Below are 22,489 nucleotides of genomic sequence, written 5' to 3'. Positions count from 1 at the left end.
TTGTGGTGACTGTGCGATTGGCCGATGTCGTGGCGGCGCTGGACGCGGCGTACCCGCCGCGCCTGGCCGAGTCCTGGGATTCGGTCGGCCTGGTCAGCGGGGATCCGGCGGACGAAGTGGGCCGGGTGCTGTTCGCCGTCGACGCCACCGCCGCGGTGGTGGATCAGGCCATCGCCTGGGGCGCACAGGCATTGGTCGTGCATCACCCGCTGCTGCTGCGCGGGGTCGACACGGTCGCGGCCAGCACCCCCAAGGGCGCGCTGGTGCACCGGTTGATTCGCGCGGGCTGCGCGCTGTTCACCGCGCACACCAACGCCGATTCCGCCGATCCGGGCGTCTCCGATGCCCTGGCCGCGGCCGTCGGGATCACGGTGACCGGCCCGCTGGAGCCGAAACCGGTTGCCGCCCTGGACAAGTGGTCGGTATCCGTCCCGCGCGCGCACACCGAGGCCGTCCTCGCCGCGCTGTTCGCCGCGGGCGCCGGCGCCACCGGCAACTACGGTGACAGCGCGTGGCTGGCCCCGGGCGTCGGCCAGTTCCGCCCCCTGGACGGCGCGAATCCCGCGCTGGGATCCATCGGCGAACTCGAGACCGTGGACGAGGATCGCATCGACGTCGTTGCCCCGCCGGCCAAGCGGGCCGCGGTCCTGGCCGCGCTGCTCGCGGCGCACCCGTACGAGGAACCCGCGTATCACGTCACCGAACGCGCGAAGTTGCCCTCCACGCTGGGCATCGGCCGCGTCGGCGAGCTCGAGGCCCCGGAAACCCTGCGCGAGTTCACCGCTCGCGTGCGCGCCGGACTGCCCGCCACCACCTGGGGCGTGCGCGCGGCCGGCGATCCGGACCGCCTGATCCGCACGGTCGCCGTCTGCGGCGGCGCGGGCGACTCGTTCCTGAACACCGTCGCGAAACTGGGCGTCGACGCCTACGTCACCTCGGACCTGCGCCACCACCCCGCCGACGAACACCTGCGCGCGGGCGGCCCCGCCCTGATCGACGCCGCCCACTGGGCCACCGAATTCCCCTGGTGCGCACAGGCGGCAGGCGTCGTGCGCGCGGCGCTGCCGAGCGTGGAGACCAAGGTGTCCGACATCCGCACGGACCCATGGAGTTTGGGCGCGGCCGACTGCTGAGCGCGACCGTCCCGAATTCCTTACGCCCCGGTGACTTCGATCGTCGGCTCGTGGGTGACGGGGAAGTTCACCGAGTTGGCGATGAAGCACTTCTCGTGTGCGACCGCATGCAGGGCAACGGCCTTGTCCACCATGCTCGCGTCCCGGACGGTGACCTTCGGCCGCAGCGTGACGTGCTGGAACCGCACGTCATCCATCACCCCGACGGCCGTGTCGTGATACCTCGTCACCACCACCCCCGCCTCCGCGCACAGGTGCAGGAACCAGAGCATGTGACAGTCCGACAGCGACGCGACCAGCAGCTGCTCCGGATTCCACCGGTCGGTGTCACCGCGGAACTTCGGATCCGAGGTGGCCAGAATCGGCGGCCGCCCGGCCGTCAGCAGCTCGTGATTGCGCGAGTACGACCGGTAACCCGTGGTTTCCCCGGACCATGTCACCTCGATCTCGTAAACGTGACCCATATCCCGACCCTAGTCACATTCCGGCGGGATCCAACCGGCGATTCTTCGCCCGGTCACCCGCTATCGGCGGGCGAATGTCCAGGTTGCCGTGGGGTTGGGCGGCGGGTGCGCCGATGGCGGCTAAGCTTGGCGTCTTGATCCGTCCATAGCGTCCAGGAGACCTTCCGCGTTGAATGCCGAACCTTCGATCCAGTCCAAGCTGCTCGACCTCGCCGCCGTCGACGCCGAACTGACCCGGATCGAGCATCGCCGCAAGGTGCTGCCCGAGGAGCAGGAGGTGCGCGGGCTCGAGGCCGAGCGCACCGCGCGCAAGGACGAGGCGGTCAAGGTCGAGATCAGCATCGACGATCTGGACCGCGACACCCGCAAGCTGGAAGGCGAGATCGACGCCGTCCGCAAGCGCGAGGACCGCGATCGCGGCCTGCTGACCGGCGGTTCGGTCGGCGCCAAGCAGCTCTCGGAACTGCAGCACGAGCTCACCAGCCTCGAACGCCGTCGCAAGGTCCTCGAGGACGAACTGATCGATGTGATGGAGCAGCGCGAGGCCGCCTCCGCCGCACACGATCACGCGGGCGCGAACCTGGACAAGGCGCAGGACGATCTGGTCGACGCCGAACGCCGCCGCGATGACGCCGTCGCCGATCTGGATGTGGCCCAGCAGCGCTGCGAATCCGATCGCGCAGCCCTCACCGGTCTGTTCCCCGCCGACCTGCTCGCCGTCTACGACAAGCAGCGCCTGGCCAACGGCGTCGGCGCGGCCCTGCTGCAGGCCCGCCGCTGCGGCGCGTGCCGCATCGAACTCGACCGCGGCGAGATCTCCCGCATCGGCCAGACCGCCCCGAACGTGGTCGTGCGCTGCCCCGAATGCAGCGCGATCATGGTGCGCACCAAGCACTCCGGACTCTGACCGTGGACAAGGTGATCGTCGAGGCCGACGGCGGTTCGCGGGGCAACCCCGGGCCGGCCGGGTACGGCGCGGTGGTGTTCGACTCGCATCGCGGCGTCCTCGCCGAGCGCAAGGAATACCTCGGGGTCGCCACCAACAATGTGGCCGAATACCGCGGTCTCATAGCGGGTTTGGAAGCCGCCGCCGAGCTGGGCGCGCGCGAGGTGTCCGTGCGCATGGACTCCAAACTGGTGGTCGAGCAGATGTCCGGGCGCTGGCAGGTCAAGCACGCGGCCATGATTCCGCTCGCGGACCGCGCCCGGCGCCTGGTCGCCGGATTCGACCGGGTGAGCTTCACCTGGATTCCGCGCAAGGAGAACTCACACGCCGATCGGCTGGCCAACGACGCCATGGACGACGCGCACCTCGTGGGAGAGGTCCGGGACGCCCTGGCCGACAATGCGGTTGCGGCCGGCGGTGCCGCGATCCGATCGGCGTCCGCTGTCGAATCGGCCGGTGTGGACGCGGTTTCGGCCGCCGATGACGCCCTCTCGAATCCGGCGCCGGCCGCCGCCGCGGTGACGGAAACCCCGCGCGCCGCCAAGGATTCGGCCCCGGGCTGGACCGGCGCCGTCGGACGCCCCACCCGCCTGCTGTTGCTGCGCCACGGCCAGACCGAACTGTCGGTGGCCCGCCGCTACTCCGGGCGCGGCAATCCGCCGCTGACCGCCCTGGGCCGCGAGCAAGCCGCCAACGCCGCGAAAATGCTGGGGGGCAAGGGCGACATCGCCGCCATCGTCTGCTCGTCGCTGGGCCGCGCCCGCGAGACGGCCGAGGCCGCGGGCAAGGCGCTCGGCCTGCCCGTGCGCGTCCTGGACGGCCTCATCGAAACGGATTTCGGTGCGTGGGAAGGACTCACCTTCCTCGAGGCCCGGGATCACGATCCCGAGCTGCACGCCCGCTGGCTGGGCGACCCGTCGGTGCCCCCGCCCGGCGGTGAGAGTTTCGACGTGGTCCGCGAGCGCGTGGAGGGGGTGCGCCGCGACCTGGTCGCGCTGTACCCGGGCGCGAATGTGCTTGTGGTCAGCCATGTCACGCCGATCAAGACGCTGCTGCAACTGGCGCTGGGCGTCGGCCCGTCGCTGCTGTACCGGCTGCACCTGGACCTGGCCTCGCTGTCGATCGCCGAGTTCTACCCCGACGGCGGCGCTTCGGTGCGGCTGGTCAACGACACGTCGTACCTGTAGCGGCCGGGCATTCGATCGGGCTCGGCAGCGAAACCGGCCGCGACGCGTTTCTCGCGCTCCCGCGGCCGGTTCCGCCGAACGTGGACTACGGTCGCAGGACGGCCGTCAGAAACTCGATCTGATCGTGCACGGCCTTCTCGAACCATTCATCGAAGTAGATTTCGAAATGGCCGATCGGATACTGCTTGACCACAGCGTGTTTGGTGCGCTCGGCGGCTTTGCGGGTCGGCCCGGCCGGTGCGACGCTGTCGTTGTCGCAGATGGCGTAGAAAACGGGCGCCTTGATGTCCTTGGTGTGCCGCGCCGGTGCGTCGAACAGGGTCGACAGTCCCACTCGCGCGGGAACTTTCGGTCTGTACTGCGTGCTTTCCTCGGCCAGTCTGCCGAATCCCTCGGGTACGTCGGCCGCGCTCATCAGCGCCGCCGAATGCTTCTTTCCCGCCAGTCGCGCGGTGATCGGCCGGCGAATGATCGGGCCGATCAGCAAATCGGTCAGCGCCAAAGTGCCGGTGCGCGTGAGACTGATCGGTCCCTTCGCCATCGCCGAGGACCACCCGCTGGTGAACGGGCACTGCGCGACCACCGCCGCGATGTAATGGTCGTCCGGCGCCACCGACAATGCGTGCCCGCCGCCGAAGGAACTGCCCCACAGCGCGATCCGGGTGGCATCGATACCCCGCAGCGTGCGTGCGTACGCAATTGCGGCGTGCCAGTCCTCGCGCTGTCGTCCGATATGAATCAGCTGGCGCGGTTCCCCGCCACTGGCGCCGAAATGCCGGTAATCGAACGCCAGCACCGCCATTCCCGCTGCCGCGAAACGTCGCGCATACCTATCCAATCCCATTTCCCGGTCCGCCCCCAGCCCGTGCCCCATCACCACGAGTGCACGCGGCCGCGGCGGTCCATCCGGCAGATACAGCCATCCCGCACACTGCTCACCACCAGAAGGGAACCCCACCTCGACACGCTCCATGGCGGTCTACGGTACCTTGGTGCCCGCGGACGAGTCGGTTGGGCGGCCGCGGCGATGGGAACGGGTACGCGAGTGCCGCCGCCCGTCGTCGAGGAAAGTCCGGACTCCACAGAGCAGGGCGGTTGTTAACGGCAACCCGGGGTGACCCGCGGGACAGTGCCACAGAAAACAAACCGCCGGCGGCGCAAGTCGCCGGTAAGGGTGAAACGGTGCGGTAAGAGCGCACCAGCGCGCCGGGTGACCGGTGCGGCTAGGTAAACCCCGCCCGGAGCAAGGTCGAAGGCCGCACTCGCGAGAGTGCGGCTGCGCAGGTGTTCGAGGGCTGCTCGCCCGAGCTTGCGGGTTGACTGCTCGAGGCACCCGGCAACGGTGTGTCCAGATGGATGGTCGCCACCCGATGCGAATCGGGTACAGGATCCGGCTTACAGACCGGCTCGTCCGCCCCCGGAAGCTCATTTCCGGGGCGCGGGCTATTTTTCGCCGCCGCTTTTCCTCGGGTTTCTCCGGCCCTTTCCAGGTCGTGCGGTCGCGTCGCGTTCGGGAACGCCGCGCACCCGCACACGCCGTCGATTGATACCCGATTGCTCTGACCTCGCGCGCGCCCGCGAGAATTGCGCGCGCGAATCCACGCCCCGTCCGGGCACCGAAAGAATTTCGGGCGCACCCGGACCCGGGCGGCGTGAGCTACACCGCTCGCGCCGTTCCGTGCACAATCCGCCGTGTTCGGTAAGAATGGCCACGCATGACATGGCATGCGTCGGCGCGGCTCGGCGTGTCGTAGAGATGATCGCCGCCGAACTAGCATTGAACGTGATCGACGTCATAAAGTGTTGCGCGTTGGAAAGTTCCGTCGCGGTGGTGTGACGGTTCCCCAGACTCCTGACAACAACGAACGCCGGAAAGCAGGTCTCGTCTATATGCGAATTGCTCGCAAACTGGCAGCTGGTGCGCTCCTCGCCGCTGCCGCTTCCGTCTCGGTTGTGCTCGGTGCCGGTTCTGCCTCGGCGCTGGCGATAACGCCGCTCCCGGGTGGGGTGCAGGTGGATCTCACTCCGGCGGATACCGCGTGGGTCGCGAACTCCCACATCGGGCAGGCCATCGCGGGGCTGCCGCACCCCTCGGCCGCCTCCTTCGGCCAGTCGCTGGATTCGGCGGCGGCTCTGTCCTCGACGTACCCCGGCGGCCGGGTCGTCTTCACCGTCTACGGGCCGTTCGATCAGCTGAACGGCACCATGCTGGCCCTGCAGTAGGGTCCGCGCTCCCCGGTGGAACTGCATCAAAGGATCGTGTCGGCGCCGATTGACTTCGGCGCCGTCCGAACCGAATTCGGACTGGCCTCGGACTATCCGTCCGAGGCTGTTTCGGAGGCGCGCGGCGCGGTGGACGCGTTCGCGAGCGAGCGCCTCGACCGCACCGACATCCCCCTCGTCACCATCGATCCCCCCGGCGCCATGGATCTGGATCAGGCCCTGTGCCTGGAACGGACGGCGACGGGATTCCTGCTCCACTACGCCATCGCCGATGTGGCCGCGTTCATCGCACCCGGCGGGCCGCTCGCGCTCGAGTCTCTCGCGCGAGGACAGACTTTCTATCTTCCCGACGGCACGGTGCCGCTGCACCCGCATGTGCTGTCCGAGGGCGGCGCGAGCCTGCTGCCCGACCAGGATCGGGCCGCCGCGCTGTGGACCATCGAACTCGACGAACGGGCCGAACCGCTGCGCGCCACGGTCGTTCGCGCGCTGGTGCGCTCGCGCGCCCGCCTGGACTACGCGGGCGTGCAGGCCGATGCCGACGCCGGGCGCCTGCACCCCTCGATCGCCGCGCTGCCCGAGTTCGGGCGGCTGCGCATCGAGTCCGGCCTGGCGCGCGGGGCGATCTCGCTGCGGCTGCCGTCGCAGGGGATCGTGCGCGCCGATCCGGCCGGGGCCGGCGCGGCGGGCCTCGACCATTGGCAGCTCGTGCTCGAACCGCGCACCGACGCCGACGACTGGAACGAGCAGGTCTCCCTGCTGACCGGTATCTCCGCCGCGCGGATCATGCTGGATGCCAAGGATTCCGACCATCTGGGTCTGCTGCGCACCATGCCCCCGCCCGCCGCGGCGACCGTGGAATCCATGCGCCGCACCGCCGTCGCCGTCGGGGTGGACTGGCCCGCGGACGAGTCGGTGGGCCGCATGCTCGCCCGCCTGGATCCCAACACCCCCGCGGCCCTGGTCCTGATGTCCGAGGCCACCACGCTGCTGCGTGGCGCGTCCTACACGGTCCTGAACGGCCAGACCCCGGAGTCGGTGCAGCACAGCGCGATAGGCGCCCCCTACGCCCACGTCACGGCCCCCCTGCGCCGCCTCTCGGACCGCTACTCCACCGAGATCTGCCTGGCCCGATGCGCCGGAACCCCCGTCCCGCAATGGGTCCGCGACGGCCTGACCGCCGCCGCCGAGTCGATGCGCCGCACCGACGCGATAGCGAACAAACTCGAACGGGCCTGCGTGGATCTGACCGAGTCCACCCTGCTGTCCGAACGCGTCGGCTCGGCCTTCGAGGCGATAGTCCTGCGCGAGTCGACCCGGACCCGCCCCGCCGAGATCTTCATCCCCACTCCGCCGATCCTGGCGACCTGCCTGGGCTCCCCGCCCGAAGGCACGACGGTAACGGTCCACCTCCTGGAGTCCGACCCCCAAACCCGCACCGTAACCTTCGCCTACCAGGCCCTACCGCCGGATTAGAAGCCGTGGCCGCGAGACGGTTTCCGCACTCACAACGATGCACCGTGAGCGGCTCGAGCTGAGCGTTCCGTTCCCGATGGACATCGACCTCACGGAGATCGACTCGCTCTGAGCGCGGGCAGGTCGGCGCACCTGACCTCGAAAGGTGGGTGCCCAGCCGGGGAGATGAGAGCTGCGCCGAGCGATTCGCCAACTGCGCGTGCGGCCTGTTGGTGCGGCTATCCCTGACCGGTGATGGGCTCGACTATCGGAGGGTAGGCATCGGGTGTTGGAGCGATTGGCCCGCTGCCCCGCTGATCTGCCGAACCGGATCCGTTGTGGGTCGGCCCGTTGCGTGCTGCTTCGGGCCGACCCTGACCGTCGGTGGGGCTACAGGGGTTTGTGGCGGAGGAACTTGGTGGTGGCGGGGTAGTTCTTCAGGGCCTCGGCGGCCGCCGATTGTTCCGCGGCGGTGAGGTGCTGGTAGGTGGGTTCGCCGGTGGCCTCGGCGTGGGTGCGCAGGGTTTGCAGGGCCTCGATCGCGTCGCGGTGGTCGCCGAGGACGGTCTGCAGCTGCTTCGCGTGCTTCGCGAGGTCGGCGGCGGGAGCGCCCAGGACGGCGGTGGCGGCATCGGCCGAATAGCGCAACCGCTTGGCGGACTTGCGGATATCGTGCAGCAGCTCGATCCGCTCGGCCTCGGGCAGCTTCGCGCCGGTCTTGGCCTCGGTCCGGACCAGCCGCCGCAACCGCTGGAAGTCCCGCCGCAACACCTCCCCGAACACCTTCTTCGCCTTCTTCCGAGCCTGCTTGCGCCGCAACGCCTTCTTGCTCGTCAGCACGCCCAGATGCTCGATGAGCCGCCGATACCGCCGCCCGTCGAACGCCGCGATGGCCTCCTGCAACGCCGCCGAGTACCGCGCCCGCTCCTCGGCCACGAGCCGCTTCCCGAACTCTTCCCGCGCGGCGTCCTTCTTCCCCGACCGGCCTTTCTCGTCCCCCGAAGATTTCTCTTGCGCTTGGGATTTCGCCGGCGCCGCGGCTTGCGTGGTTGCAGGGGTTGCGGTGACCTCGGCGGGGATCGGCTCGGCGGTCGATTCGGCTGCCGCCTTCGTCGCAGTCGCCGCGGTGACAGCCGCGGCCTTGTCGGTGGCGGCCCGCGCGGGCTTCGCGCGCTTCGCGGTTACCTTCGCGGCGGTCGCTTTGGCGGTGGTGGACTTTCGGGGCGTGGTCTTCTTCGCCGGGGCGTGGCCGACCAAGCCGGTGGCGGGATCGTCGGCGACGGCCCGGAGGATGGTGGGGCGCTTGGCCGGTGTCTTCTTCGGGGCGGGGGACTCGGTTGCCGAGTCCGGGGCCGGCTTCTCGGCCGCGACCTTCCTGGCCGCCTTCTTCGCGGGCTGATCGGCAACGGCTTTGAGCGGAGAAGCCTTCTCGGCCACCGCCTTTTTCGCGGGGGCCGCCTCGGTCGGCGGCTTCGGTGCGCGGGCCTTCCGGGCCGTCGTGCGCTTCGCCGTCGCACTCGCGTCCGGTGAAACCGGAGGCTGTTCGGTGCCCGCCGCAGACCCGGCCTTCTTCGCGGTCGCCTTGGCGGCGGTCGCCTTGGCGGTGGTGGGCTTTCGGGGCGTGGTCTTCTTCGCCGTAGTCTTCTCGGCGGCCGGATCGTCGGCGACCGCGTGCAGGACGGTGGCCTTCCTGGCCGCCGTCCTCTTCGAAACCGCCTTCTCCGCAACAGCTTCGAGCGGGGGAGTGGCAGCCTCCGGCGCGTCGGCAACGATCGTCAGCGCCGAGCGCTTCGCAACGGCGGCCTTCTCGTCCGGCTCGTCGGTGGGCTCGGTCAGCACCGCCCGCAACGGAGCGGGCGCGGCGGCGGGCTTCTCGGCAGCCACTTCACCGACCGGCTTCGGGGTCGTCGTCGCCTTCGGGTCAACCGGCTTATCGGTGGCTGCCTTCGCACCGGCGGCCTTGCGATTCGGTTTCCCCGTGGCGTCCTTCCCCTCGAGCTTCACTGCAGCCACGGTGCTATCGGCCTTCCCGGGAACCGCTTCGTCTTTCGACTTCGCGACCGCGGCTTTGCCTCGGGTCTTCGCGTCGGCCGCGTCGCCATCGGCCGCCTTCTTCGCGGAGGTTTTCTTGCCGCCGGATTTCGGCGCGGCCTCCTCGGCAGGCTCGGAGACGGGCGAGCCCCCGCGCTCGCCCAGCAGCTCCTCGAACCGATCGGCCCGCACCTCCGCGTCGCGCGCGACGCCGAGTAACCCGGCCAGCCAGCGTAATTCGTCGGCGACCTCGTCCACGTGTTTGCGGCGCAGGGCGCGGCGGTAGGACTTCAGGAGGCTGCGCAGTCGGCGGGTAGCCACCCGCATCTGGTGGACCGAATCGGGAATGTCCCGGCGGACATCGGGTTCGGCGGACCGCAGCCGGTCCACATCGGCGGTGAAAGCGTCGATCAGGGCGGGACCGGCTGAGGTGCTCATCTAGTTCCTGTACTTGTCCGTTGCTTCTACGAGGTGATGGGTGATGCCCGGTTCGGCGGCGGCATGACCGGCGTCGGCCACCAGGTGCAGTTCCGAACTCGGCCAGGCGCGATGCAGATCCCAGGCGCTCACCGCCGGGCACACGATGTCGTGGCGGCCCTGCACGATAACCCCGGGAATGTGTGCGATGCGGTCGATATCGCGCAACAGCTGCCCCTCCTCGAGAAATCCACCGTTGACGAAATAGTGGTTCTCGATGCCGGCGAAGGCCAGCGCGAAACGCGGATCGGCGGTCTCGGACACCCGATCCGGTTGGGGCAGTAGGGAACTCGTGGCACCCTCCCAGGTGGACCACGCGACGGCCGCGTCGGTGGCGAGCTGCTTGTCGGGGGAGTTCAACAGGCGGTGGTAAACCTGCACCAGATCACCGTCGCGCTCGGCGGCGGGCACCGGCGCCAGGAACTTCTCCCATTCATCGGGGTACACGTACCCCGCAGCGCCATTGTAGTACCAATCGATTTCCTTGCGGCGCAACAGGAAAATTCCGCGCAACACCAGTTCGGTGACCCGCTCCGGGTGCGCCTGCGCGTACGCCAGCGCCAGCGTCGACCCCCACGACCCGCCGAACACCTGCCACCGCTCGACCCCCAGATGCGTTCGCAGCGCCTCGATGTCGCGCACCAGATGCCAGGTGGTGTTGGCTTCCAGACTCGCCCCGTCCGCGATGTGCGGCTCGGACCGCCCGCACCCGCGCTGATCGAACAGCACGATGCGGTAGGCCGCCGGATCGAAGAACTGCCGATGGAACGGCGCGGTCCCGCCGCCCGGCCCGCCGTGCAGGAACACCACCGGTTTGCCGTCCGGGTTCCCGCTGCACTCCCAGTACAGCCGCTGCCCGTCCTCGACCTCGAGCATGCCCTGCTCGTACGGTTCGACCGGCGGGTAGAGGGTGCGCATCAGAAGGCCAGCCCGGTGGCCAGATTCGGGATCTCCAGCGCCTGTATCGCCTGATCGCGGACATCGGAGCAGTTCGCCTTGGTGATGCGGTCGACCACATCCTTGTCCCCGAGCACCTGCACGTTGATCCCGCCGTTGCGCAGCGCCCAATCGTGCACGGTCGCGTTGTAGGCGATGCCGCCCAGCGTCGGCCCCTGCACCCGCCAGTCCGACAGCTGCGGCCGCAGCAGATCGCACAGCTGCTTGGCGGCCTCGTCGGACACGGTGACCTGCTGCCCGGTGCCCTGCCCGCTACCGCTGCCGGTCGAGGTCTTGGGCCCGGCCGAGGTGCTCGACGGCACGGTCGTGCTGCCCTGCGGCGACGAGGACCCGGTGGGCGTGGTGCCGCCACCGCAGGCTGCGGTCACGGCGATGACCGCGCCCAGCCCGGCGAACAACGACGCCCGCCGAACCCGGCGGGTGCTGATCCAACGGCGATGCGACATGAATTCCCTTTGGTCGTTCCAGCTCATCGCCCCCCACTCTGCCACCAAAATCTGGCGAAAGACTATGAAGACCACAGGGTATAGCCGCGTGATAGCCACAGGCTATGAATGGCGATCGGGTGTCCCCGCCAACCGACGGGGACACCCGATGTCGAAATGCCGGAGAACCCGATCCGCCGCGGCGCCGGGTGTTCTCCTCCCTAGAAGCTGTGCTCCGGGCCCGGGAACACCCCGCGCCGCACCTCATCCGCGTAAGCCGCTGCCGCGCCGCGCAATTCGTCACCGATATCGGCGAAACGCTTCACGAACTTGGCGGTCTTGCCGCTGGTGTACCCGGCCATGTCCTGCCACACCAGCACCTGGGCGTCGCAATCCACGCCCGCGCCGATGCCGACGGTGGGAATGGTGAGCTTGCGGGTGACCTGCCCGGCGATCTCGGCCGGCACCATCTCCATGACGACGGAGAACGCGCCCGCCTCCTGCACCGCGATGGCGTCCGCGATGAGCTGCTCGGCCCCGTCGCCGCGCCCCTGCACCCGGAACCCGCCCAGGGTGTTGACGCTCTGCGGCGTGAAGCCGATGTGCGCCATGACCGGGATACCGGCCGCGGTGATCTTGGCGATGCTCGCGGCCATGCGCTCGCCGCCCTCGAGCTTCACCGCCTGCGCGCCGCCCTCCTTCATGAAGCGCACCGCGGTGGCCAGCGCCTGCTCGGGCGAGGACTCGTAGCTGCCGAACGGCAGGTCCGCGACCACCAGGGCGTTCGGCGCGCCGCGCACCACGCCGCGCACCAGCGGGATGAGCTCGTCGGCGGAGATGGAGACGGTGGTGTCGTAGCCGTACACCACGTTGGCGGCCGAATCGCCGACCAGCAGGACCGGAATACCGGCCTCTTCGAACAGTCGAGCCGAGGAGTAGTCGTAGGCGGTGAGCATGGACCAGCGCTCACCCTCGGCCTTCATCTGCTGCAAATGCTGCACGCGCGTCTTGCGCTTGGCGGGCTTTGCGGCAGGTGCGGCACCGTAAGCAGGGGTTTCCGCATCAGATACGGACATCATCGTCCCTTTCGTCGTGTCCTCGAGGCCCACACGGGGTCCCCGGGTTTAGCTGACGCCCCTCAGTCTGCCATTCCGGCCGGATACGCCGTCAATGCAATTGCTCACAGTATTCGGAGCACAGGAAGTTCATCCCGGAGCAGCGATTGACCCCGCTGGTGGCGAAGTAGCGGTACTGCGACCGCGTCGAGTGGGACGCTCCCGCAATCGGGTCGGATCGCACCGCCACTGCGTGGTGAAGTCTCGATCCAATTGCGCGAGTACCCGATTCCCGGACCACGGCAACCAGCCACCCTGTACTGCGGAACGTCCGAGCACATTGCGGGCGGCATTGATGTCGGCCAGGAGTCTTCTACCGCAGAAACGACATGCGAAACGCTGTTGTGAGATCCGATTACGACGGTCGACGTAGTGGCAACTCGAACAGGCTCGCGACGTGTGGGCAGGATTGACCCTGGTCACCGTGATCCCCGTCGCCTCGGTGAGAGATGTCAGTTTCGCTCTGACCGCGCCTCGGCCGGCCCGGGTCGCGATCCGGTTCATTCGCCTGCTCAGCCCGCCGTGCCGGAAGTCGAGTCTCTCGACCACTATTTCCCGAATGTCCTGCCTGGCAAGCCGGTTCAGTATCCGGCCGATCTCGTTGCGAACATAGGCGCGGATGCGAGAGTTGAATGCCCGGAATCGCTTCGACTCAGAAGGCTTGATACCGCGCCGCTGTAGCTCGACCGTCAGCGCCGTCAGCTCGCGGTCTCGTTCGACCAGCCAGGTATAGAGACGCTGTCCCAGGATCTGGCCGCTGTCGGTGGTGAATATGTTCGCTACACCCCAGTCCAGTCCAACGGCGCCGCCGGATTCACGCATCGGCGCAGCCGCCGAGTTCTTCACCAGGGCAAACGAGAACTCGCCGGTAGTCGATACGGTGACCTGGCAGAAGTTTCGGACGTCTCCGGCCGCGCTGCGGAAGTACTCGTAGCCGTGCAACGGGATCCGCACCGGGTGTCGTGCACTGCGGGTGGTGATTCGAACCCAGTAGTCGGCGTGTTTTCCACGGCCGGCTTCAACCGTTGCGATCGGTCCGTCCATTGCCATGGTGCGGACCGTGCTCAGGTTGGGAAACGGGTGCCGTCTCAGCTGCAGTCCCGATCAGCTCTCGAGCTCTCGACAAACCTTCCGCGGTGGCCTCGGCGCCGGTCGCTGTATCCAGGATCAGCCGCTCGCACCACCAGCCACGGCGAACGTTGATTCGATACAGCTCCGCTCGCAGCTCTTCGTCTACGTCGAGAGCGCGAATGAGGTTGCGAACTCCGTCGACTGCGGCGGTACGCCAGCCTTCCAGCGCTGCGTTGACCTGGTTGACTACCGACTTCCACTGTCGCGCCGACAGATACGACGGTAACTCCCGCGCCGACGAGCCGCCCAGCCAACCCAGCGTCTGGTTCCCTGCGCGAAGCCGCCGCACCTGGAGTAGTTGCACGTGAACGAGTCCGCGCTGCCACCAGGGCAATAACTCTGCGACCGCATCGAGCTTGCGCTGTGTGGCTGTATGGGGCAGTGGATACGAACGCATCATCGCAGACAGTCCCTGCATCGCGGTGTTGTAGCACTCGGCTCAGCGGCCCAAGCCTAGTTTCGAAGTCGAGTCGACAGGCCGAGAGAACCGGAGTCTTTGTCCGGCACGGCACCCAGCCTGGGTTGTTCGGTCCCCGAATCCACGTCATGACTCCACATCTGAACCCCGCCGGAGCCGGGCGGGAACGGCGGATAGGGCACGATCGCTCTATGGCGTTGATGCGAAGCGGCCGCGTTGTGCTGGTGACGGCGGCGTTGGTGATGACCGTGGCGGGGTGCGGGTCGGTGGTGGACGGGAACCCGGTGCCCGAGGCGCCGGCCGGGTTGGGGAAGTTCTACAGCCAGAGCCTGGAGTGGACGAGCTGCGCGAAGTTCGGCGAGGAGATGCCGTCGGGGGCGGAGTGCACGCGGGTCCGGGTGCCCGTCGACTACGAGAACCCGGACGGCGACACCGCCGAGGTCGCGCTCTCGCGCATCAGGGCGACGGGCGACAAGATCGGCTCGCTGCTGTTCAATCCGGGCGGTCCGGGCGTGCCCGGGTTGTCGATGGTGAGCATCGCCGACCGCACCCAGCTCGCCGAGCGCTTCGACCGCGTCGGCTTCGACCCGCGCGGCATCGGCGCGTCGCTGCCCGCCATCGCCTGCCTGTCCGCGGCCGAGAACGACGCCGAGCGCGCCGAACCCCCGCTGGACAACTCGCCCGCGGGCATCACCGCCGCCGAGACCGAGAACAAGGACTACGCCGCCAAGTGCGTCGAACGCACCGGCAAGGACTTCCTGGCCCACGTCGGCACCCGGGAAGTGGTGCAGGACATGGACATCATCCGCGCGGCGCTGGGCGACGCGAAGCTCAGCTACGTCGGCTACTCCTACGGCACCCGCCTGGGCTACACCTACGCCGAGAAGTTCCCGGACAAGGTGCGCGCGCTCGTCCTGGACGGCGCGCTGGACCCGCAGCAGGACCCGGTCAAGGAGTCGGTGCTGCAGGCGGCCAGCTTCCAGAAGGCGTTCGACGCCTACGCCGCCGATTGCGCGAGCAAGGCCGATTGCCCGCTGGACCAGGAGCCCGCGCAGGCCACGGCGCGGTTCCGGGCGCTGGTGGATCCGCTGTGGACCAAGTCCGTGCCCACCGACGACCCGCGCGGACTGCACTACGGCGACGCCATCACCGGTGTCCAGCAGACCCTGTACTCCAACCGCTTCTGGCCCGCGCTCACCAAGGGCCTGCGCGAACTGGCCCAGGGTCGCGGCGACACGCTGCTGGCGCTGGCCGACATGTACGACGGCCGCCGCGACGACGGCACCTACGACAACAGCGCCGACGCCTTCAATTCGATTCGCTGCGTCGATGATCCGGCCATCACCGATCGCTCGATCGCGGCCAAGCAGGATTCGGAATACCGCCGGGTCGCGCCCTTCCTGGACGACGGCCACGGCGGCGCGGCGGCCCCGCTCGAACTGTGCGCGAGCTGGCCGGTGCCCAATACCAGCACCCCACACCGCATCTCGATCCCCGGCCTGCCCAAGACCGTGGTGATCTCCACCACCGAGGATCCGGCCACCCCGTACCAGGCCGGGGTGGATCTGGCCGAACAGCTGAACGCGGCCCTGATCACCTTCGAGGGCACCCGGCACACGGTGTCGCTGTCCGGGGTCGAGTGCGTGGACGACCCGGTGATCGCGTACCTGGTCGATCTGAAGGAACCGGCCCAGCCGCTCACCTGCTGAGAACGCCCGGCCGCCGCGCGGGGGTTCGGCTCGGCGTGAATCCGATTCCCGGGCCGGGCGAGTGCGCGCCCGGGCCGGGTCCCCGCGGCTGTTTTCACGTGCTCAGGGGCGATTTGCCCGGGTCGAAACACCCTTTCCGCGGATCTCTCCGCGGTCTCCTGAAGTTCGAGCCCCGCACGTAACATGGATTTAACGCCGGGTGCTTACGCTCGCGGGCATGGACCGTCAGAAGGAATTCGTCCTCCGCACGCTCGAAGAACGGGATATCCGCTTCGTGCGCCTCTGGTTCACCGATGTACTGGGCTATCTCAAGTCGGTGGCGATCGCACCCGCCGAGCTCGAGGGAGCTTTCGAGGAGGGCATCGGTTTCGACGGTTCGGCCATCAACGGCTTCGCCCGGGTTTCCGAGGCGGACATGGTCGCCCGGCCCGACCCGTCGACCTTCCAGATCCTGCCGTGGTCCACCTCCAAGGGGCATCAGCACTCGGCGCGCATGTTCTGCGACATCGCCATGCCCGACGGTTCGCCGTCCTGGGCCGATCCCCGGCACGTGCTGCGCCGCCAGCTCAACAAGGCCGCCGATCTGGGCTTCAGCTGCTACGTGCACCCCGAGATCGAGTTCTTCCTGCTCAAGCCCGGTCCGCACGACGGTTCGGTCCCGATCCCGGTCGACCAGGGCGGGTTCTTCGACCAGGCCGTGCACGACGAGGCGCCGAACTTCCGCCGGCACGCCATCGACGCGCTGGAGTCGATGGGCATCTCGGTCGAGTTCAGCCACCACGAGGGCGCTCCCGGGCAGCAGGAGATCGACCTGCGCTACGCGGACGCGCTGTCCATGGCCGATAACGTCATGACCTTCCGCTACCTGATCAAGGAAGTGGCCATCGACGAGGGCGTGCGAGCCACCTTCATGCCCAAGCCCTTCGCCGAGCATCCGGGTTCGGCCATGCACACGCACATGAGCCTGTTCGAGGGTGAGCAGAACGCCTTCAGCGATCCGGACGACCCGAACAACCTCTCGGGCACCGCGCGCGCGTTCATCGCGGGCATCCTCGAGCACGCCCACGAGATCAGCGCGGTCACCAACCAGTGGGTGAACTCCTACAAGCGCCTGATCCACGGCGGCGAGGCCCCGACGGCCGCCTCCTGGGGCCGGTCGAACCGTTCCGCGCTGGTGCGGGTGCCCATGTACACCCCGAACAAGTCGTCCTCGCGGCGCGTCGAGGTGCGCAGCCCCGATTCGGCCTGCAACCCGTACCTGGCCTTCGCGGTGATCCTCGCGGCCGGTCTGCGCGGTATCGAGAAGGGCTACACGCTGCCGCCCGAGGCCGAGGACGACGTGTGGTCGCTGACCTCCGCCGAGCGGCGCGCGATGGGCTTCCGCGAACTGCCCGCGAGCCTGGACGAGGCGCTCAAGAACATGGAGAAGTCCGAACTGGTCGCCGAGACCCTGGGCGAGCACGTGTTCGACTTCTTCCTGCGCAACAAGCGCCGCGAATGGGCGGGCTACCGCAACCAGGTGACGCCTTACGAGCTGAAGGAATACCTCGGCCTGTAAAGGTTCGGTGAACCCTTCTCGGCCCGTGCTTTCCGGCACGGGCCGAATTCGTATGGGCGGGCGGCGACGGCCCGGTGGGGTCGTGTCCCGCGCCGCGAGGCATCGTTCCGCAACCTCCGGTGCGAGACACGCGGGCGAATCGCCGTCGTTGTCCGATATCGGAGGGTTCCGCCGGGGACCGTCCGGGATGTGACATGTAATTTGATGGCATGGTCCGGCCCCCGACTGTCCGTTCGGCTGTTCCCGGTGTGGGACGACTCGGTTTACTCGAGCCGTCGGCCGCCGATTCGCTGCGAGAATTGGCGTGGGACAACGTCGAGAGCGTCCCGCTGCTGTGGGCGCTCTCGCGCTCACCCGACGCCGATCTGGCGCTCACCACGCTGATGCGGCTGCGCGAGCAGCTCGGAAGTGATTGGGCCGCGCTGGATTCGACCCTGCGCGCGGACACCTCGCTGCGCGGGCGGCTGTTCGCGCTGGTCGGCTCCTCCAGCGCCTTCGCCGATCACCTGGTGGCCGATCCGCAGGCGTGGCGACTACTGCTGCGCAAGGAACTGCCGACGGCCGACGAGGTGCTGACCGAGATCCTCGAGGTCGTGCAGGCGCAGCCGGAGGAGGGCGAGTTCGCCGGCCCCAGGCTGTTCCGCGCGGGCATCGCGGGTCCCGAGGCTATCGCCCTGCTGCGCAAGCGGTATCGCGATCAGCTCATGCTGCTGGCCGCCATCGACCTGGCCGCCACCGTCGAGAACGAACCGGTGCTGCCCTACCAGCAGGTGGGCAGGCATCTCACCGATCTGGCCGACGCCGCGCTGACCGCCGCGCTGTCGGTGGCCGTGGCCAGGGTCTGCCCGGATCGGCCGGTGCCGGGCCGGCTGGCCGTCATCGCCATGGGCAAATGCGGTGCGCGGGAACTGAACTACGTCTCGGACGTGGACGTCATCTTCGTCGCCGAACCGGCCGACACCACGGCCACCCGCCTCGCCGCGGAGACCATGACCGTGGGTGGGTCCGCCTTCTTCGAGGTGGACGCGGCGCTGCGGCCCGAGGGCAAGGCGGGCGCGCTGGTGCGCACGCTGGAATCGCACGTGGCCTACTACAAGCGCTGGGCACGCACCTGGGAGTTCCAGGCGCTGCTCAAGATGCGGCCCGCCACCGGCGATCTGGAACTCGGCGGGCAGTACCGCGACGCGCTCATGCCGATGGTGTGGGCGGCCTCCGAACGCCCCGACTTCGTCGCCGACGTGCAGGCCATGCGGCGGCGAGTGGAGGATCTGGTGCCCGCGGATCTGCGCGAGCGCGAACTCAAGCTCGGGCACGGCAGTCTGCGCGACGTCGAATTCGCGGTGCAGCTGCTGCAATTGGTGCACGGCAAGGCCGACGAGACCCTGCACACCCAGGGCACGGTGGAGTCGTTGACGGCCCTGGCCGCGCGCGGTTACGTGGGCCGTGACGACGCCGCCAACCTCACCGCCTCCTACGAATTCCTGCGCCTGCTCGAGCATCGCCTGCAGTTGCAGAAGCTCAAGCGCACGCACACCCTGCCCGCGCCCGACGACGAGGAGGGCATGCGCTGGCTCGCCCGCGCCGCCCATATCCGGCCCGACGGCAGGCAGGACGCGGTGGGCGTGCTCACCAGCGAGATTCGGCGCAACGCGGTGCGGGTGCGGCGACTGCACGCCAAGCTCTTCTACCGGCCGCTGCTGGAATCGGTTGCGCGCCTGGACGCGGACTCGCTGCGGCTGAGTCCGGCGGCGGCGGTGCGCCAGCTCGCGGCGCTGGGTTACGCGGCCCCGGAGAACGCGCTCGGGCATCTCAAGGCGCTCACCAACGAGGTGGGGCGCAAGGGCCGCATTCAGGCGCTGCTGTTGCCGACGCTGCTCGAATGGCTCGGGGAGACACCGAATCCCGACGCCGGGCTGCTCGCCTACCGGCGGGTGTCCGAGGGGCTGGACAACGAGATCTGGTTCCTGCGCGAACTGCGCGACGAGGGCGCGGTCGCACAGCGGCTGATGATCGTGCTGGGCTCCTCGGCGTACCTGCCGGATCTGCTGATCAACGCGCCCGAGACCATCCGCATGTTCGCGGACGGGCCGAACGGGCCGCTGCTGCTGGCACCGGACACCGCCGATGTTTCGCGCGGAATCCTCTCCGGGGCAAAGCGTTACGACGATCCCCGGCGGGCGGTCGCCACCGCGCGGTCACTGCGCAGGCACGAGCTGGCGCGGGTCGCCTCGGCCGATGTGCTGGGCATGCTGGATGTGCCGCGGGTGTGCAAGGCGCTGTCCTCGGTGTGGATCGCGACCCTCGAGGCCGCGTTGCAGGCGGTGATCCGGCGCAGTGAGGTCGAACTGGGCGGACCCGCGCCTGCGGATTTCGCCGTCATCGGCATGGGCAGGCTGGGCGGCATGGAACTGGGCTACGGCTCGGACGCCGACGTGCTGTTCGTCTGCGATCCCCGGCCCGGTGCGGACGAGACCGTGGCGGTGAAATGGGCCATCGGGGTCGCCGAGCAGGTGCAGAAGCTGCTGGGCGCGCCGAGCACCGATCCGCCGCTGCAGGTCGACGCCGGGCTGCGGCCCGAGGGCCGCAACGGCGCGCTGGTTCGCACGCTGGCCGCGTACTCCGCGTACTACTCGCAGTGGGCGCAGTCCTGGGAGGTGCAGGCGCTGTTGCGCGCCCGCCAGGTGGCCGGTGATCCGGAACTGGGGGTGCGCTTCCTGCACACCGTCGACCCGGTCCGCTACCCGAACGGCGGCATGTCCCCCGAGGGGGTGCGCGAGATTCGCCGCATCAAGGCCCGCGTCGACTCCGAGCGCCTGCCGCGCGGAGCGAACCCCGCCACCCACACCAAACTGGGGCGCGGCGGCCTGGCCGACATCGAATGGACCGTGCAGCTGCTCCAGCTCCAGTACGCCCACCGGGTCCCGGCCCTGCACAACACCTCGACCCTGCAGTCCCTGGACGCCATCGAAGCCGCGGGCCTGGTCGACGCCGAGGACGTCGAGCTCCTGCGCGACGCCTGGATCACCGCGACCAAGGCGCGCAACGCCCTGGTCCTGGTGCGCGGCAAACCCGCCGACCAGCTGCCCGGCCCCGGCAACCTGCTGTCCGCCGTGGCCCGGGTGGCGGGCTGGCCCAACGACGACGGCAGCGAGTTCCTCGACAACTACATGCGCGTGACCCGTCGCGCGAAAACCGTGGTGGAGAGGGTCTTCGGCGGCGAGTAGCCGCGCCGGCCGCACGTGCCGGCCCACTTCGCCCTGCACCCGGGGTCAGTCGCGCACCGGGTGCGCGGGAGGCGCTGGACGACGTGCGGCCCCGGGCCGCGCACGTGCCCGCGCCGCGCGAGCGGCTGCTGGCGAAGATCCCGGACCGGGGTGCGGCCGCGGTGCTGGAGGTCACCTTCGGCGAGGTCACCCGCCTGCTGGAACCGATGCGCGCCGAGGTCGGTGTGGCGGCGATCGAAGGCCCCCGCTCGATCACGGTCGCGGGCGATCTGCGCTACGTGGACAACCTCATCCGGCGCGCCCACCGCCGCGCCATTCCGGCGCGCCGGGTGGCGGCCCGCCGGACCTCCCGTTTACCGTCCGGTGGGTGGATCGGCCGAAGTGTGATCGGTGCGGGTGAGATCTGTTCGGGCCGAAGGTATTTCGGAGCCGATCACCGGCGGCATACAGGGCGGCGGGGACCCGAGGAGTTCGGATTCGCGGTTTCTGATCAGCCAGGCCGGGGTTTTGTGGTCCGCGTCGGCATCGGCGCCGGTGCGCGCGCCGGGCGGGTACATGCCGGGCATGAAGCCCATGGGCTGTGCGGTGGATCGAACCGCGGCGGCGGAGTGGGTCGATGGTGCTGCGACAGAAGGGAATCCGCCGGAGTTCGGTTGTGGGAAGCTGCGGCCCGGTCCGCCGGACGGCGGTGAACCCGGGCCGGAGCCACCCGGTGCGAGCGGTTGGCCGGGCGTCGACCGGTGGCCGGGTGCGGCGGGGGAGACGGGCACCGTGGGCGAGCCGGGTACGGATGAATTCGGCCCGGGAATTGACGGATTCGCCTCGGGGACGGATGGATTCGCGGCGCGGCCGGGACTCGGGCGTTCCGAGCGCTCAGCGCTGCCCTCCCCGGTGGACGCGAACACCGGGCGGCTCTGCTCGTGGACCTGCTGTCCGGCTGCGCTTTCGGCAGCGGTCTCGGCACCGGATCTCGAGGCCGCTTCTCCCGAATAGGCAGGTTCCAGGCCATCGGTCGCGGATTCCGCACCGACGAGCGCACTTTCGGTGTCCCGGGGCGCGGTCGCCTCGCTCCGCTCTCCCGCGGCGGTGGCAGGGGGGAGCTGTGCCGCCACGACCTGCCCGCTCGGGCCGCCGCCGCCCAGCAGCCGGTTGCCGGCCCCCTCGGTCCCCGCATCGCCGATGCCAGGCGCATAAACCGCGGAGAAGGCCGGAACCCCCGATCCCGCAGCCGGATACGTCGGCACGTAGTTGGCGTCCAGCGCCGCGAGCGCCTGCAGGTACAGCTCCTTCCCGCGCGCTTCCGGGTCGTGCGCGCCCCCGGCCTCGGCTCCGATCATCGTGGCCACGTGCGGAGCGGTCGCCGCCCAGTCCTGTTCCAGCGGTGGCGGCACGCTCCGCCGCACGGCCTCCGCGCCGTAGGCCGCCGCGGTGATCCGATGCCCGGTGCTGTGCGCGACCCCCACCACATCCATTGCGTCCAAGACGAATTCACGAACCGCGAGCATGGCCGCGTCCGCGATCCGCCCCGCCATTCCCTCCCCGATGGCGGCCTCGGTGGTAGCCCCCACCGCGAACACCGCCCCCGACAACCCGTCCGCGACCTCGACCCACCCGTCGGCCAGCTCCCGCATGGCCCCCGGATCCATGTCCCGCACACCCGCGTAGATCTCCGCATGAGACAACCCCGGAAACCACTCCAGCCGCTGAATGTAATCCGGGTCCACACCCCCGCCCCGTACTCGCCCCTGCTCCCGCTCGGCCCCGGCCTGCGCCCGCCGCGCTCGCTCCCGCCACCCGTCCTCCGCCACGCCACCCTCCCCACACCGGTTCCATCACCAACTAGGACGCGCCCCACACCCGCCGGGTTCCCCATCAACCCGGTGTTTCGTTCACGACCCCAACCGCGGACTTCCTTGCGCCGGCCACCTCTGCGCCGACAGCGTCGGGCGACCCGGGGCGCGCCCATCCAAACGGTGGTGCATGTACGAAGGTCGTTCGCGAACTGCGAACCAGCCACTCATGTCCGACGGTATCGC

Annotated in this window: 17 protein-coding genes and 1 other RNA gene; 9 read left to right on the top strand and 9 right to left on the bottom strand. The window is 69.4% G+C overall.

The features are described 5' to 3' along the window. Positions 1 to 5 precede the first annotated feature (5 nt). Positions 6 to 1,133 (top strand): Nif3-like dinuclear metal center hexameric protein, encoded by a 1,128-nt coding sequence (locus ACFVBH_RS38525; protein ID WP_379011021.1) that lies wholly within the window; start codon positions 6 to 8, stop codon positions 1,131 to 1,133. Positions 1,134 to 1,153: 20 nt separating this feature from the next. Here the strand turns inward: ACFVBH_RS38525 and ACFVBH_RS38520 are convergent, their stop codons facing one another. Next, positions 1,154 to 1,597, bottom strand: coding sequence for an OsmC family protein (locus tag ACFVBH_RS38520; protein WP_379011016.1), 444 nt, complete (start codon positions 1,595 to 1,597; stop codon positions 1,154 to 1,156). A gap of 169 nt (positions 1,598 to 1,766) precedes the next feature. Between ACFVBH_RS38520 and ACFVBH_RS38515 the strand changes: the two genes are divergently transcribed. Then, the gene (locus tag ACFVBH_RS38515; RefSeq protein WP_379011012.1) at positions 1,767 to 2,504 is read left to right on the top strand and encodes a zinc ribbon domain-containing protein; all 738 of its coding nucleotides are present in this window, start codon (positions 1,767 to 1,769) and stop codon (positions 2,502 to 2,504) included. Beyond that, complete coding sequence (locus ACFVBH_RS38510; RefSeq protein ID WP_379011010.1) at positions 2,462 to 3,730, top strand: bifunctional RNase H/acid phosphatase; 1,269 nt, start codon at positions 2,462 to 2,464, stop codon at positions 3,728 to 3,730. The genes ACFVBH_RS38515 and ACFVBH_RS38510 overlap by 43 nt, the downstream gene beginning before the upstream one ends. 85 nt (positions 3,731 to 3,815) lie before the next feature. On the opposite strand, the gene ACFVBH_RS38505 is transcribed toward ACFVBH_RS38510, so the two are convergent. Next, positions 3,816 to 4,703, bottom strand: coding sequence for an alpha/beta hydrolase (locus tag ACFVBH_RS38505; protein WP_379011006.1), 888 nt, complete (start codon positions 4,701 to 4,703; stop codon positions 3,816 to 3,818). Positions 4,704 to 4,733: 30 nt separating this feature from the next. Here ACFVBH_RS38505 and rnpB point away from each other — a divergent pair. The 3 genes from rnpB (at position 4,734) to ACFVBH_RS38490 (ending at position 7,429) form a co-directional block, all read left to right on the top strand. Next, positions 4,734 to 5,144, top strand: an RNA gene (gene rnpB / locus ACFVBH_RS38500) — RNase P RNA component class A. Between the two features lie 599 nt (positions 5,145 to 5,743). Continuing rightward, complete coding sequence (locus ACFVBH_RS38495) at positions 5,744 to 5,953, top strand: hypothetical protein (protein ID WP_354990620.1); 210 nt, start codon at positions 5,744 to 5,746, stop codon at positions 5,951 to 5,953. A 15-nt stretch (positions 5,954 to 5,968) separates the two neighbouring features. Further along, positions 5,969 to 7,429: an RNB domain-containing ribonuclease gene (locus ACFVBH_RS38490; RefSeq protein ID WP_379010996.1), complete on the top strand. Its 1,461-nt coding sequence runs from the start codon at positions 5,969 to 5,971 to the stop codon at positions 7,427 to 7,429. Positions 7,430 to 7,798: 369 nt separating this feature from the next. Here ACFVBH_RS38490 and ACFVBH_RS38485 read toward each other — a convergent pair whose 3' ends face one another. The 6 genes from ACFVBH_RS38485 to ACFVBH_RS38460 all read right to left on the bottom strand — a co-directional run bounded on the left by ACFVBH_RS38485 (position 7,799) and on the right by ACFVBH_RS38460 (position 13,962). Further along, entirely contained in the window at positions 7,799 to 9,877 is a 2,079-nt protein-coding gene (locus tag ACFVBH_RS38485) for a CHAD domain-containing protein (RefSeq protein WP_379010991.1), read from the bottom strand. Continuing rightward, positions 9,878 to 10,834 carry a prolyl aminopeptidase gene (gene pip, locus ACFVBH_RS38480; protein ID WP_379010990.1) on the bottom strand — a complete coding sequence of 319 codons (957 nt, stop codon included), beginning with the start codon at positions 10,832 to 10,834 and terminating at the stop codon, positions 9,878 to 9,880. Next, the gene (locus tag ACFVBH_RS38475; protein ID WP_354990625.1) at positions 10,834 to 11,346 is read right to left on the bottom strand and encodes a hypothetical protein; all 513 of its coding nucleotides are present in this window, start codon (positions 11,344 to 11,346) and stop codon (positions 10,834 to 10,836) included. Before ACFVBH_RS38475 ends, pip begins: the two co-directional genes overlap by 1 nt. A 173-nt stretch (positions 11,347 to 11,519) precedes the next feature. After that, on the bottom strand, positions 11,520 to 12,374 hold the full coding sequence (gene panB / locus ACFVBH_RS38470) for a 3-methyl-2-oxobutanoate hydroxymethyltransferase (RefSeq protein WP_354990626.1): 855 nt from the start codon (positions 12,372 to 12,374) through the stop codon (positions 11,520 to 11,522). A gap of 129 nt (positions 12,375 to 12,503) precedes the next feature. Further along, positions 12,504 to 13,463 carry a zinc ribbon domain-containing protein gene (locus ACFVBH_RS38465; protein WP_379010985.1) on the bottom strand — a complete coding sequence of 320 codons (960 nt, stop codon included), beginning with the start codon at positions 13,461 to 13,463 and terminating at the stop codon, positions 12,504 to 12,506. Beyond that, the gene (locus tag ACFVBH_RS38460) at positions 13,432 to 13,962 is read right to left on the bottom strand and encodes a hypothetical protein (protein ID WP_379010982.1); all 531 of its coding nucleotides are present in this window, start codon (positions 13,960 to 13,962) and stop codon (positions 13,432 to 13,434) included. Before ACFVBH_RS38460 ends, ACFVBH_RS38465 begins: the two co-directional genes overlap by 32 nt. 191 nt (positions 13,963 to 14,153) lie before the next feature. On the opposite strand from ACFVBH_RS38460, the gene ACFVBH_RS38455 reads away from it, so the two are divergent. From ACFVBH_RS38455 to ACFVBH_RS38445, 3 genes are all read left to right on the top strand, one after another. Next, a complete protein-coding gene (locus ACFVBH_RS38455) occupies positions 14,154 to 15,671 on the top strand; it encodes an alpha/beta hydrolase (RefSeq protein ID WP_379010978.1) in 1,518 nt (505 codons plus the stop codon). Positions 15,672 to 15,888: 217 nt separating this feature from the next. Further along, positions 15,889 to 17,229, top strand: a complete 1,341-nt coding sequence (gene glnA, locus ACFVBH_RS38450; RefSeq protein WP_354990627.1) for a type I glutamate--ammonia ligase — start codon at positions 15,889 to 15,891, stop codon at positions 17,227 to 17,229. 209 nt (positions 17,230 to 17,438) lie between these two features. Further along, positions 17,439 to 20,453, top strand: a complete 3,015-nt coding sequence (locus tag ACFVBH_RS38445) for a bifunctional [glutamine synthetase] adenylyltransferase/[glutamine synthetase]-adenylyl-L-tyrosine phosphorylase (RefSeq protein ID WP_379010960.1) — start codon at positions 17,439 to 17,441, stop codon at positions 20,451 to 20,453. 353 nt (positions 20,454 to 20,806) lie between these two features. Here ACFVBH_RS38445 and ACFVBH_RS38440 read toward each other — a convergent pair whose 3' ends face one another. Then, complete coding sequence (locus ACFVBH_RS38440; protein ID WP_379010953.1) at positions 20,807 to 22,261, bottom strand: hypothetical protein; 1,455 nt, start codon at positions 22,259 to 22,261, stop codon at positions 20,807 to 20,809. Positions 22,262 to 22,489: the final 228 nt, after the last annotated feature.

It is taken from the genome of Nocardia sp. NPDC057668 (assembly GCF_042799795.1).
Classification (GTDB): Bacteria; Actinomycetota; Actinomycetes; order Mycobacteriales; family Mycobacteriaceae; genus Nocardia.
Note: the sequence above shows the minus strand (reverse complement) of the source record. Positions and strands in the feature narration are given on the sequence as shown.